The 12,081-nt window shown below is 70.5% G+C and carries 9 protein-coding genes and 2 pseudogenes; 6 read left to right on the plus strand and 5 right to left on the minus strand.

Annotated elements, in window-relative coordinates; all coding sequences use genetic code 11:
- Nucleotides 1-591, minus strand: a pseudogene (locus AB0924_RS38205) (hypothetical protein); the annotation flags it as partial.
- Between the two features lie 359 nt (nt 592-950).
- On the opposite strand from AB0924_RS38205, the gene uvrA reads away from it, so the two are divergent.
- The 4 genes from uvrA to AB0924_RS38225 all read left to right on the plus strand — a co-directional run bounded on the left by uvrA (nt 951) and on the right by AB0924_RS38225 (nt 7,309).
- Nucleotides 951-3,419 carry an excinuclease ABC subunit UvrA gene (uvrA, locus tag AB0924_RS38210; RefSeq protein ID WP_366913957.1) on the plus strand — a complete coding sequence of 823 codons (2,469 nt, stop codon included), beginning with the start codon at nt 951-953 and terminating at the stop codon, nt 3,417-3,419.
- A 175-nt stretch (nt 3,420-3,594) separates the two neighbouring features.
- Nucleotides 3,595-4,257 (plus strand): SDR family oxidoreductase, encoded by a 663-nt coding sequence (locus tag AB0924_RS38215; protein ID WP_358940729.1) that lies wholly within the window; start codon nt 3,595-3,597, stop codon nt 4,255-4,257.
- Between the two features lie 530 nt (nt 4,258-4,787).
- The gene (locus AB0924_RS38220) at nt 4,788-6,608 is read left to right on the plus strand and encodes a helix-turn-helix domain-containing protein (RefSeq protein WP_366913958.1); all 1,821 of its coding nucleotides are present in this window, start codon (nt 4,788-4,790) and stop codon (nt 6,606-6,608) included.
- 380 nt (nt 6,609-6,988) lie between these two features.
- Complete coding sequence (locus AB0924_RS38225; protein ID WP_358940663.1) at nt 6,989-7,309, plus strand: DUF2795 domain-containing protein; 321 nt, start codon at nt 6,989-6,991, stop codon at nt 7,307-7,309.
- 12 nt (nt 7,310-7,321) lie between these two features.
- Here AB0924_RS38225 and AB0924_RS38230 read toward each other — a convergent pair whose 3' ends face one another.
- Nucleotides 7,322-7,447, minus strand: a complete 126-nt coding sequence (locus AB0924_RS38230) for a hypothetical protein (RefSeq protein ID WP_358940664.1) — start codon at nt 7,445-7,447, stop codon at nt 7,322-7,324.
- A 284-nt stretch (nt 7,448-7,731) separates the two neighbouring features.
- Nucleotides 7,732-7,878, minus strand: coding sequence for a hypothetical protein (locus AB0924_RS38235; RefSeq protein WP_358940665.1), 147 nt, complete (start codon nt 7,876-7,878; stop codon nt 7,732-7,734).
- A 774-nt stretch (nt 7,879-8,652) separates the two neighbouring features.
- On the opposite strand from AB0924_RS38235, the gene AB0924_RS38240 reads away from it, so the two are divergent.
- Entirely contained in the window at nt 8,653-10,068 is a 1,416-nt protein-coding gene (locus tag AB0924_RS38240; protein WP_366913959.1) for a cytochrome ubiquinol oxidase subunit I, read from the plus strand.
- A complete protein-coding gene (locus AB0924_RS38245; RefSeq protein WP_366913960.1) occupies nt 10,065-11,054 on the plus strand; it encodes a cytochrome d ubiquinol oxidase subunit II in 990 nt (329 codons plus the stop codon). Before AB0924_RS38240 ends, AB0924_RS38245 begins: the two co-directional genes overlap by 4 nt.
- Before the next feature lie 106 nt (nt 11,055-11,160).
- Here AB0924_RS38245 and AB0924_RS38250 read toward each other — a convergent pair whose 3' ends face one another.
- Nucleotides 11,161-11,706, minus strand: a complete 546-nt coding sequence (locus AB0924_RS38250) for a hypothetical protein (RefSeq protein WP_366913961.1) — start codon at nt 11,704-11,706, stop codon at nt 11,161-11,163.
- 126 nt (nt 11,707-11,832) lie between these two features.
- Nucleotides 11,833-12,081: pseudogene (locus AB0924_RS38255) on the minus strand (glutathione-dependent formaldehyde dehydrogenase); the annotation flags it as partial.

A 12,081-nucleotide genomic window follows, 5' to 3' on the forward strand; every position in this document is an offset into this window, starting at 1 on the left:
CGGCCGGTTGGCTCGGACCATGCCGAGGAGCACCCTCAGGTAACCGCGCGGCCCGCTGACGACGTACCGCAGATCGGCGATCTCCTCCTCACCGATCTGGCCCGGATGGATAGGCGCGAGACGACCGGTGAAGGGGCCCCGCAGCGGCTGACTTCCCGCAGGCCCCTCAGCCCCAGTGGCCCGCGGGGCGGCCAAGCTGAGCACGGCTTCTTCCACGGCCCGCAGGGCCCTTTTCTGCAGCCGGAAGCCCCCCAGTGGGGGAAGAGACAGCAGTGCCAAGCCGTGTTCGTGACTCAGGTCCACCACGAGCTTGCGCCCATGTGAGTGCAGGGGAAGGTCGGTGAGGGCCACGACGATGTCCCAGTTCCCCCCACTTCCGCGGTCCATGATCCGGCGCGTCAACGTGGACAGGTCCTCGGTCCCTGCGGTGAACGGCTCACTGACCACCTCGACGTCGAACCGTCGCCCCTGGCCTGACCTGTCGGCGAGCCGAGCAGGGAGTATCCGCGCCATGCGCTGCGCGATCTCCGTCGGCGTATCCGGGTCCGCCAGGAGAGCCACGACCGTAACGTCCTGTGACGACACCCGCATGACTCCTTCTCGTCGGCTGCCCCCGCGATCGCACGTGGCCACAGGATGCCCCCGAGGTAACGCCGACGCCGCGTGACACGCTGGCCCCTGCCGGCAGGTGCAGGGGGTACGGTCATTCCCCCGTGCAGGACCTGCTCCACCACCGGGCCACACGGTTGCGTGGGCCACCGCGAAGACCAGATCCGCGCCACCCCGGGCGGCACCGCACGCCGCGCCACCGGACACCCCGCTTCGGTGTCCTGCCCGGAAGTGCGCAGGCAGGGGACAGGCGAAGGCCCCGACTCCCGGCGCTCGTGGGAGCGGGGCCCGGTGACGGCGCCTGCCGCGCGGTTCCAGGCGCGATCAGGTAATCAGGAACGGTGAACAAGGACGCGACCGACCCCTTCGTGCATGTCCGGGGCGCCGGTGAGAACAACCTGCGGAACATCGATGTCGACGTTCCGCGGGACGCGATGGTCGCCTTCACCGGCGTCTCCGGTTCGGGCAAGTCCTCGCTCGCGTTCGGCACGCTCTACGCGGAGGCCCAGCGGCGCTACTTCGAGTCCGTAGCACCGTACGCCCGAAGACTGCTGCAACAGGTCGGCGCACCGCACGTGCAGGAGATCACCGGACTGCCACCGGCCGTCGCCCTGCAGCAGCGACGCGGATCGCCCAGCTCGCGCTCGACGGTCGGCACCATCACCACCCTGTCCAATCTGCTGCGCATCCTGTACTCCCGCGCCGGCACCTATCCGCCCGGGGCCGCACGGCTGGACGCCGAGTCGTTCTCACCCAACACCGCGGCCGGCGCCTGCCCGGAGTGTCACGGACTGGGCGTCGTGCACGACGTCGCCGAGGACCTGCTCGTCCCGGACCCCTCGCTGAGCATCCGCGAGGGGGCGATCGCCGCCTGGCCGGGCGCCTGGCAGGGCGCCAACCTGCGCAGTGTCGTGAACGGCCTGGGGATCGACATCGACCGACCGTGGCGCAGGCTCAGGAAGAAGGACCGGGACTGGCTGCTGTACACGGACGAGCAGCCCTCCGTGTACATCGAGCCGGAGGAGGACCGCATCGACTACGGCTACCAGGGCAAGTTCTGGAGCGCCCGCAAGCACGTCATGCACGTCCTCGCCGACTCCAAGAGCGAGAAGATGCGCGAACGGGCGCTCCGGTTCGTCAGGAGTGTGCCCTGCCCCGAGTGTCACGGCAGCGGACTGCGGCCCGAGGCGCTCGCCGTGACCTTCGCCGGACGTTCCATCGCCGAGATCAACGCGATGCCGCTCACCGAGGTCGTGGCGCTGCTGCGGCCCGTCGCGGGGCGGTCCGAGGCCGACGCCACCACGTCGACCGCCCGATCCGGAGAGACGACCGAGGTCGCGGTCCGGATCTGCGGCGATCTGGTCGCGCGGATCGACGTACTGCTCGACCTGGGCCTCGGATATCTCAGCCTCGGGCGCCGCTCGACGACCCTGTCGCCCGGCGAGGCGCAGCGCCTGCGGATCGCCACCCAGCTGCGCTCGGGCCTGTTCGGCGTCGTCTACGTCCTCGACGAACCCTCCGCGGGCCTGCACCCGGCTGACGCGGAACCGCTGCTGGACGTGCTGGACCGCCTCAAGGCGGCGGGCAACTCGCTGTTCGTCGTGGAGCACGACATGGACGTCGTACGGCGGGCGGACTGGGTGGTCGACATCGGCCCCGGCGCGGGCGAGGGCGGCGGACGCGTGCTGTACAGCGGCCCGGTCGCCGGTCTTGAGCGGGTCGGGGAGTCGGCCACGAGCCAGTACCTGTTCGGGCGCGCCCAGCCGCTCGATCACCGCCCGCGCACCCCGCACGGCTGGCTGCACCTGAGCGGCGTCTCCCGCCACAATCTGCACGACGTGTCCGTCGACGTACCGCTCTGCGTACTCACGGCGGTGACGGGCGTGTCCGGTTCCGGAAAGTCGACGCTGGTGACGCAGGTGCTCGCCGAGGTCGTCCGCGGCCACCTCGGAGTCGTACCCGAGGAGCCCGACGAGGCGCGGCTGGAGGTCGACGTACAGGACGCGTCGGGGGTCGAGTCGTTCGACCGGCTGGTCCTGGTCGACCAGCGGCCCATCGGCCGGACTCCCCGGTCCAACCTGGCCACGTACACGGGGATGTTCGACGCGGTGCGCAAGCTGTACGCGGCGACGGACGAGGCCAGGGCGCGCGGCTACTCGGCCGGGCGGTTCTCCTTCAACGTGCCCGAAGGCCGGTGCGAGACCTGCCAGGGCGAAGGATTCGTCGCGGTGGAACTGCTGTTCCTGCCCGGCACCTACGCGCCGTGCCCGACCTGCCGCGGCGCCCGGTACAACGCCGAAACGCTGGAGGTCACCTACCGCGGCAAGAACATCGCGGAAGTGCTGGCGCTGTCCGTCGACGCCGCCGCCAAGTTCCTGTCCGCCGTCCCGGCCGCCTCCCGCAGTCTGGAGACGTTGCGCGAGGTGGGACTGGGGTACCTGCGGCTGGGCCAGCCCGCGACGGAACTCAGCGGCGGTGAGGCGCAACGCATCAAACTGGCGACCGAACTGCAGCGAGCCCGCCGCGGGCACGCGCTCTACCTGCTCGACGAGCCGACGGCGGGGCTGCACCCCTCGGACATCGCGCTGCTGCTGCGACAGTTGCACCGGCTCGTCGACGCCGGCAACACGGTCGTCCTCGTCGAGCACGACCTGGCCACGATCGCCACCGCCGACTGGGTCATCGACCTCGGTCCGGGCGGCGGCGACGCGGGCGGGCGGGTGGTCGCGGCGGGTCCGCCGGCCAAGGTGGCGAGGGCCCGCCGCAGTGCCACCGCGCCCTATCTCGCGGCCCGGCTCGCGCGTTCCTGACGACAGAACCGCGATCGCGAATCCCCGAGCACCTGCGGCGCGACCCGGTGGCCGGGTGGTCTCGCGCACCAGCGCGGTGCGCGAGTACGCCGACTTTGCGGCATCCGCGGGACCCGACCTGCCGTGGCAGTCCCGCAGCCCGGCGTGAGCGGTCGCGTGTGGCAAGAATGACCCCATGCACATGGTGATCGCGGGTGGACACGGAAAGATCGCGCGCCGGCTGACCCGGCTGCTCTCGGCGCGCGGGGACAACGTCACAGGGCTGATCCGCAACCCAGACCACGCCGACGACCTGCGCGCGGACGGCGCGGAACCGGTGGTGTGCGATCTGGAGCACGCCTCGGTGGACGAGGTGGCCGGCCACCTCGGCGGCGCCGACGCGGCAGTGTTCGCCGCGGGCGCCGGACCGGGCAGCGGCGCGGCCCGCAAGCAGACGGTGGACCGGAACGCGGCCATCCTCCTCGCCGACGCGGCCGAGCGCGCAGGGGTGCGCCGCTTCCTGGTGATCTCCGCGATGGGCGTGGACAGCCCGCCGCCGCCCGGCACCGACCCGGTGTTCGCCGCCTACCTGAAGGCCAAGGGCGAGGCGGACGCCGACATCGCCTCCCGTCCGGGACTGGACTGGACGATTCTGCGCCCGGGGATGCTCACCGACGACCCCGGTAGCGGCCGCGTCACGCTCGCCGAGCACACCGACCGCGGCCAAGTGCCGCGCGATGACGTGGCTGCGGTGCTCGCCGCCCTGCTCCACGAGCCCAGGACCGCCGGGCGCATCCTCGAGCTGATCAGCGGGTCCACCCCGGTCGAGGAGGCGGTGCGCGCCGTGGCCGGCGGCTGACGCCGCACTCCGCCCTCGCCCGGGTGCGGGTAATGACTCACACCCGGGCGCCTTCGAAGGCGCCGCGCAGCGAGGCCGACACGGTGTTCCGCAAGCTGAGGGACATCGCCGCGTCGAGCGGTACACCCTTCGAGCACCAGTCGATCGGCTACGCCTTCGGTACCTCGGGGCGACGTCGGAGAAGGGGCACGTCGAGGAGGACCGGGACAAGCTGGACTGGCTGAAGAACGCCCTGGCGCGCACGGGGCACACGAGGCGCGGTCTCTCCGGCAGTGGTTCGCCGGCCCGCCATCGCTTGCTCGACCCACGAACGCAACTGCGCAGACGCTCGCCGGCCTTGCCGGCGAGCGTCTCGCCCTGGTCCAAACGACGAGGAGGGTCGGCACCCGTCTGGCGAGTCAGGAATGCACCGGTCCGGTCGCCCCACGAGTACGAGAAAAGGATCCACACATCTCGGGTGAGCCGACCCCTGAGCGGGTACGCGACATGCCGCTCGGTTCTCTGAAGGCTTCGAGGGACGGAGTGATGCCATGGTCGGTAGTCGGGTGCACAGCCTGTACCACCGCTACTCCCCCCGAAAGGGCAGCCTTCCGCGGGGCAGCGCCGGGCGGCACCCCATGGCCGCGCGCGGAGGGCCCCGCGCGCGGCCATGGGGTGCCGCCGCGCGCGGAGGGCCCCGCGCGCCCGCTCGCACCCCAGCCGACCGTGCCCTCCACGAACTGGTCGCGCTCTGCCGCGCCCTGTTCGGCACTCCGGACGAAGTCGAGATTCTCCGCCTGGCGATGGACCACATAGCCGCCGCGGGGCCCTACAGGGTGGAGGCCGGATACCTGAAGGTGGGCGGTGACCTGGTTCCCAGTCCGAGGGACGGGCAGATGCCTGCCTTCGCTGTGAGCCGGAGGGTGCGGGAGCTGGCCGGGCAGGACGGCAACGTGACCGTACCCGGCAGGCCCTGGGGCCGGGCCCTGGCGCTGCGCGGACCTGGGGGACTCCACGGCTACCTCGTGGTGACGTCCCGCTACCGGCCCACCGAGGCCGAGCGATTTCTGCTCGCCACGCTCGTCCGGCACACCGCTGCTGCACTGTCAGTCGCGTTCGCACATCGCCGCCGACGCGAGGACGCGCTGGAGCTGCGCCGACTGAGGGAGGAACGCACAGCCCTCCAGCGGCAGCTGATCTCCGTGGTGGCTGAGCTGGGCTACGAGCGAGCCGTTCACGCGTTCATGGCCGGCGTCGCTGCGTCGGGTGGCGGCGAGGAAGCTGTCACCCGCGCACTCCACAGACTCACTGGACTTCCCGCGCTGGTCGAGGACCGCTTCGGTCGGCTGAGGTCCTGGACCGGCCCCAGCCGCCCCGTCCCCTATCCCGAACCGGACCCGGTGCGCCAGGACGAAATGCTGCACGTTGTCGCTTGTCAGGCCGGGCCGGTGCGGATAAGGGACCGGCTGATCACCCTGATCCGCCCGCACGGGGAGATCCTGGGCGTGCTGGCCCTGGTCGATGCCCGGGACAAGGCCGACGAGCACACCGTACTCGCGCTGGAACACGCTGCCGCGTCACTCGCCCCGGAGCTGACGCACCTGCGCAATCTGGCCGAAGTGGAGCTGAGGCTGCACCGCGAGCTGGTGGACGACCTCCTGGCAGGGACGGACGAGGCGAGCGCCTACGCCCGGTCCGAGGCAGTCGGATACGACCTGCACCGCAGCCACTACGTCGTCGTGGTGCAGTGGTCGAACCGGACCGCCGACGATTCCTTCGCACAGACCGTGGGGCGGGCGGCCTCTGCCGTGGGCATGCGCTCGCTGCTGACCCGACGCGCCGACCACGTCGTCCTGGTCGCCGACGACAGGCCGCACGCCCACGCGCTGTACGAGGCGCTCGCCCGGGAGACCGGGACCCGGTCCGGGACGATCGGGGTGAGCGCCCCTTCCGACTCCCTGAACGACATCCCCCACCACTACCAGGAGGCGCAGCGCGCCCTGGACGTGCGCCGCCACTCCCGCGACCGCTACGGCACGACGTTCTTCGACGAGCTGGGCCTCTACCGCATCCTGGGACCAGGCAACGATTACCGGGAACTGGAGACGTTCGTCCAGGAGTGGCTCGGGCAGCTCATCGACTACGACTCCCGGCACCACGCGACCATGGTGGAGACCCTGTCCCGGTACTTCGACTGCGGCGGCAACTACGACGAGACCGCAGAATCCCTCGCCATCCATCGCAGCACGCTGCGCTATCGGCTCCAGCGCATCCGCGACATCAGCGGCAACGACCTCGCGAACGTCGAGGACCGGCTGAACCTCCAGGTGGCGACCCGAGTGTGGAAGATCGTGCTGGGCGGGCCCGGCTGACGCCTCGCTGGAACTCCTGTGGGAGTGGTGTCAACAGCGCTGCAGTGGGTGGGCCGGGCGGCGCAGGAGCATCTGGGCCGCCCTGTGGATGCCGGGACGGCCGGCGGCGACCTGGTCGAGCAGCCGGGTGCCGGCTGCGGAGTCCCGGATACCGGCCGCCGGTGACCAGCACCGCCAGACAGGCTGCAGGCGACGGTGGTGAAGGCGTCGTGGACTTCGGTGCGCCGCTCCCAGCGGACAGCGGGACGACCCGGGCAGGATCCTCCCGGCCCAGACCGGCAAACCGGGGGAAATCCGGCGGGTGAAGGAGGTGAGTGAGTGGCCCCTGCCGGTTACCCGGGTGGCCCAGGATTCCGGATTCCGATGAGGGAGAAGGGGCCATGACCCACAGTACGAGCGCCCGGGACGTGGTGGAGGCCATCAAGGATGTCGACTTCCCCGCCGGCAAGGACGAGCTGATCGAAGCGGCGAGCCGGTCGGGGGCCGCGCCGGATGTCGTCAAGGCGCTGCGCGGTATCCCGGCCGAGCAGTACGCCAACCGCGAGGAGGTGGCCCGGTCGGTCCGCGTGGACCCCGCCTCCGACCTCGGGCTGAGCCCGGCACAGCGAGCCGAGCAGGCCCGGGAGGGCGGCAGGCCGGGACAGTCCCAGCATCTGCGCGAGGTGCCGAAACCGCCAGTCGAGGAGGAGCTGGACAGCTGACGGTCGCGCCCCTCAGCGGGCGTGCCGCCTCGCCGCCCGGTCGGCGTCGCCGCCGGCGCCGAGCGGCCCGGCCGGAGCGAGCTCCTCCTCGACCTCCAGGCGGGGCAGCCTGCCGGCGAGCCACGCAGCGCCCCTCACCGTGGCAGCAGTTCGGAGGTTCCTGGCAACTGGCCACTCACCCCTCGCTGTTCACCGGTCCTTCATCAGCGCACGCGCACTGAGATGGTCACACTGGCGCAGACGACGCCAAGCCGTCGCCCGCCGCTGCCACTATCAGCGGCGGCTGCACACGATCGAGGGGCGACCCGGGAAAGAGAACACGGGCGGGCAACCAGCCCACTACGCTCATTCGAACCGCCCCTGAACAGGTAAAACGTCAAAGTGCTGCTGGAGCACCAAGAACTCTCGAACCTGAGACAACGTCAGCTGCCGTGCGTTGAAGCCGCACGACAGCGATTGCCCATCAATTTCTCACTCATGACAGCGGCCCACCCACCATGCCGTTCCGGCGCGGAGGCTCGCGCGGTGACAGGTTTGTCGAATTCGTACACGACGACGAGCTCGCTCATGCCTCCACGGTAAGCCGCCACGCGGCCGACTCGCCCGCAGTGGCCGCGGTGGCCGGTGCCTCACGCCGTGCTCGGGGCATGCCGGGAAGTGCTCGCCCTGTCCGCTGACTGGCGCCTACGAGATGGCCCTGGAGAAGGAACCGGCGAAACCGCCGCCCGCTGGGGCGGGCGTGCCGCGGAATGGCCGTTTACCATCGAGCGCGGAAGGCAAGGCATCCTCGGAATTCCCCCGTCATCATTCCCCCGTCGTCGATCGACCTGGCCGCTCAGGAGGATCTTTCTTCAGGCCGGTTGGAAGTGCCGAAAGGTAAAGGCCGTGAACGATTCGAATGACACGGACAGGATCCTTGAAAAGGTGGCGGAGAACGCGGGGAAACGCGGCCCGCAGCCGACTCGAAGCGCCTCGCGGCGTGCCGCGGCCGGGTGGGAGGCAGCCCGCGGTAACCTCTTCGCCGCCCCGGGCACCGTGTGCACCTTCCAGGCGCACCGCAACAACCACGATCCGGCGGCGCCGCGTCCCGCCGGGCTTCCGCGTCCCGGGGCCCGTCCGCGCGCTCGCCTGCGCACTCCCGCCCACCGCGCCGGGGCCACCTCCGTGCTCCGCACCCGGCGGATACACCGTACCGGCCGTCTCTGACCTCGTCGGCGGCCGTGCCCTCGGACATGCGCCGCCCGGCGTGAGCCTCCGACGCGCGCGGGTTCCGGCACCAGCAGCCTGTCCCCACCCCACGGCATGAGAGTCGTCCGCCGCCGTCCGAGCCGGAAAGAGAATCCATGGTGTTGTCTGCCCTGCTAGCAGCCGCCGACCCGCCGCAACTCCTCCCCGCGCGTGAGCAGATGGCGTTCACACTGGGCTTCCACATCATTCTGGTGCCCTTCGGCCTCGCATTCACCTTCATGATGTTGGTCTGCCACTACCGGGCGCTGCGCCGCGGCGATGAGCAGGCGCTGGTCCTGGCGCAGCGATGGTCCAAGGTGGCCGCCGTGCTGTTCGCGGTGGGGGCCGTGTCCGGCACCGTGCTGACGTTCGAGCTGGGGCTGCTCTGGCCCGGGCTCATGGGCAAGTACGGGCCGGCCTTCGGGTTTCCGTTCGCCGTCGAGGGTCTCTTCTTCTTCCTCGAAGCAATCTTCGTGGCCATCTACATCTACGGCTGGAAGAGGCTGCCCCCGTGGCCGCACTTCTTCACCGGCGTCGTGGTCACCCTGGCGGGCATCGGCGGAACGGCCTCCGTCATTGCGGCCAACAGTTGGATGAACCAGCCCGCCGGAATCACGGTGCGGAACGGGCGTGTGGTGGGCGTGGTCCCGTCCCAGGTCTTCTTCAACGGCGCGTTCTGGTGGGAGATGGTGCACATGCTCCTCGCGGCGTACATCGTCGCGGGGTTCATGGTCGCGGGCGTGTACGCGTGGGGCCTGCTCAAGGGGCGTCGGGACCACTACCACCGACTGGGGTTCGCCGTGCCGTTCACGGTCGCCGCGATCGCCATGCCGCTGCAGTTCCTCGTCGGGGACACGATCGCCCGCCAGGTGTACGACAGGGAGCCGGCGAAGTTTGCCGCCATCGAACTGGTACCGACCACCGATGATCACGTCCCGGAGACCCTCGGCGGCATCTTCGTCGACGGCAAGGTGCGCTACGGCATCCAGGTTCCCGACGTGGCCTCGATCCTCGCCGGTTTCACCCCGTCCACCACGATCAAGGGCTTTGATGCGATTCCCGCAGCGGTACGGCCCACGGACTCGGTCGTCAGCATCGTGCATCTCGCCTTCGATGTCATGGTGGCAACCGCATCGCTGCTGCTCCTGCTGGCACTCTGGTTCGCCTGGCTGTGGTGGCGGCGGCGCGAGGTGCCGACCAACCGCTGGTTCCTGCGAAGCTCCGCGGTCTCCGGGCTGGTCGCGCTCGTCTGCCTGGAGAGCGGCTGGGTGGTGACCGAGGTCGGCCGCCAGCCCTGGACGGTCGTGGGACTGCTGCTGACGGAGAACGCCGTCGCCACGCAGGGGAACCTGTGGCCCCTGTTCGCCACGGTCCTCGTGATCTACGCGTGCGTCGCCGTCGGCGCCTTGTACGTCCTGCGCACCTTGCGCCGCCGCTGGTCGGAGGAGGGCGCGGAGGCCGCCGTGGTCCCGTACGGCCCCCAGGCGGCGCCGACGACGAACGGGCACCCCTTCGGAGGAGATGACGCATGAGCGATTTCATCGCCGTGGTCCTGTTCATCGGGGTCATCGCCTACGCCCTCTTCGGCGGCGCCGACTACGGGGCCGGCTTCTGGGATCTGACAGCCGGCGGCGCCGCGCGGGGACGTCCCGTACGGGAGCTGATCAACGTCTCCATCAGCCCGGTGTGGGAGGCCAACCACACATGGCTGATCTTCTGCTTCGTCACGATCTGGACAGCCTTCCCCCAGGCGTTCACCGCCATGACCACCACTCTGTACATCCCCCTGGGCCTGGCGGCGCTGGGGATCGTGGCCAGGGGCTCGGGCTTCGCCTTCCGGCACGCGCTGGCCCAAGGGCGGGGAGAGCTGATCAGCGGTGTCGTCTTCGCCTGTTCGTCGGTGCTGACCCCGTTCTTCTTCGGCACCGTCGCGGGCGGGATCGCCTCCGGTCGTGTCCCCTCGGCCGGGCACGGCGACGCGCTGTCCAGCTGGCTCAATCCGACCTCCATTCTCGGCGGTGTTCTCGCGGTCACCGTCTGCGCCTACCTCGCCGCCGTGTTCCTCACCGGACAGGCCCAGCGCCGAGCGGACACCCCCCTGGAGAAGGCGTTCAGGCACCGGGCCTTCGGGGCGGGCATCGTTGCGGGACTGGTGGCGCTCGTGGGCGTGTTCGTACTGCGTGCGGACTCCCCGCGCCTGTTCCACCAGCTGAGCACGGTGGGTGCACCGCTCCTGGTCGTCTCGGGCCTGTGCGGCCTGGCCGCGCTGCTCCTGCTGCGCAAGGGCAGCCCCCCTGTCGTGCGCACCCTGGCGGCCATCGCGATCACCACCGTCGTCGGGGGATGGGGAGTGGCTCAGTACCCGTACCTCCTGGGCACCCACCTGACGATCCATCAGGCGGCGGCTCCGACGGCCACCTTGTGGGTGCTGATCGCGGTGTCCTTTGTCGCGGTTGTCCTGATCGTGCCGTCGCTCCTTCTGCTGTACAGCCTGCAACTGCGACGCAAGCTCGGCTGACGAGGAACTGCCGCCACCGGAACACCGCGCGCGGCGTCGTCCCGGGGTCACGTACGTCGCGGAGGCGGTGAGGTGGTGCGCCAGGATCCGTCTCGACCTCAGCGGCTCAGCCGACTGTGGTGGCCAGTGCCTCCTCGGCTTGGCGGACGCGCCACTCCTCGATTCTTTCCTGCTGCCGCCGGGCTCGTTCGAGCAGCGTGTCGAGCCGGGCAGGGTCCAGGCGCTCGTCGGCGGCGCTGAGGCGGCGCAGGACCTGCCACCCGGCCGCCTTTCCCTCGACCCCCATCCGTAGGGCCTCCAGATCCAGCATGGTGCCGAGCGGTGACGGGCGTAGCAGGTGGCCGTTGGGCTTCAGCCGTCCCAGCTTCTCGCCCGCCCAGCCCGCGCACACCTTGTAGCGGCGAACGGGAACGCCGAGATCCCCCATGATGTCCAGCAGCGCTGCCCGGTCCTGGGCGATCTCGGCTGCTACGGGCCCGATCGCGCGGCCAAGCGCGGACCCGCGGGCGGCGCGCGCCAGGCGGGTGGCGCGTTCGGTCCCGGCGGTGGCGCCGGCGAGGTGGTCGTTGAGATAGATGCCGAGCAGCCTCATGTCGACACCTGGTCCCGTTGGGCGGCTCTGGGTCGCGGTGGAATGCGGAAGGGCGTTCATCTGCGGCCTCCTTCGGTTCCCAGGGATTGGCTCGCGTGTGAGCGAGGGACAGACAGCGCGGAACCGACCGTGATGGGGTTCAATCCGGCCCGCGAGGGAGGTGGTAGGTGTTCATCGGCGCGTCCCTCACGGCTTGAGGACGACCTTCTCGCAGTGGTCCTTCTTGTTCTTGAACAGGTCGTAGCCGGTCGGTGCCTCGGTCAGGGGCAGTCGGTGGGTGATGACCCGGGTGGGGTCGATCTTGCCCTGCTCGATCAGGGCCAGCAGCGGTTTCATGTATTTCTGCACGTGGCACTGTCCGGTGCGCAGGGTCAGGGACCGGTTCATCCAGGCGCCCGCGGGGAATTTGTCGATCAGTCCGCCGTAGACGCCGAT

The organism is Streptomyces sp. NPDC047869 (assembly GCF_040704065.1).
Lineage (GTDB): Bacteria > Actinomycetota > Actinomycetes > Streptomycetales > Streptomycetaceae > Streptomyces.

Excerpts from the sequence above, each read along its gene's own strand:
- AB0924_RS38220 (WP_366913958.1), top strand. The coding sequence starts at position 4,788 with ATGGTCGGTAGTCGGGTGCACAGCCTGTACCACCGCTACTCCCCCCGA.
- AB0924_RS38245 (WP_366913960.1), top strand. The coding sequence starts at position 10,065 with ATGAGCGATTTCATCGCCGTGGTCCTGTTCATCGGGGTCATCGCCTAC.
- AB0924_RS38215 (WP_358940729.1), top strand. The coding sequence starts at position 3,595 with ATGCACATGGTGATCGCGGGTGGACACGGAAAGATCGCGCGCCGGCTG.
- AB0924_RS38240 (WP_366913959.1), top strand. The coding sequence starts at position 8,653 with ATGGTGTTGTCTGCCCTGCTAGCAGCCGCCGACCCGCCGCAACTCCTC.
- AB0924_RS38225 (WP_358940663.1), top strand. The coding sequence starts at position 6,989 with ATGACCCACAGTACGAGCGCCCGGGACGTGGTGGAGGCCATCAAGGAT.
- AB0924_RS38235 (WP_358940665.1), bottom strand. The coding sequence starts at position 7,878 with ATGAGCGAGCTCGTCGTCGTGTACGAATTCGACAAACCTGTCACCGCG.
- AB0924_RS38250 (WP_366913961.1), bottom strand. The coding sequence starts at position 11,706 with ATGAACGCCCTTCCGCATTCCACCGCGACCCAGAGCCGCCCAACGGGA.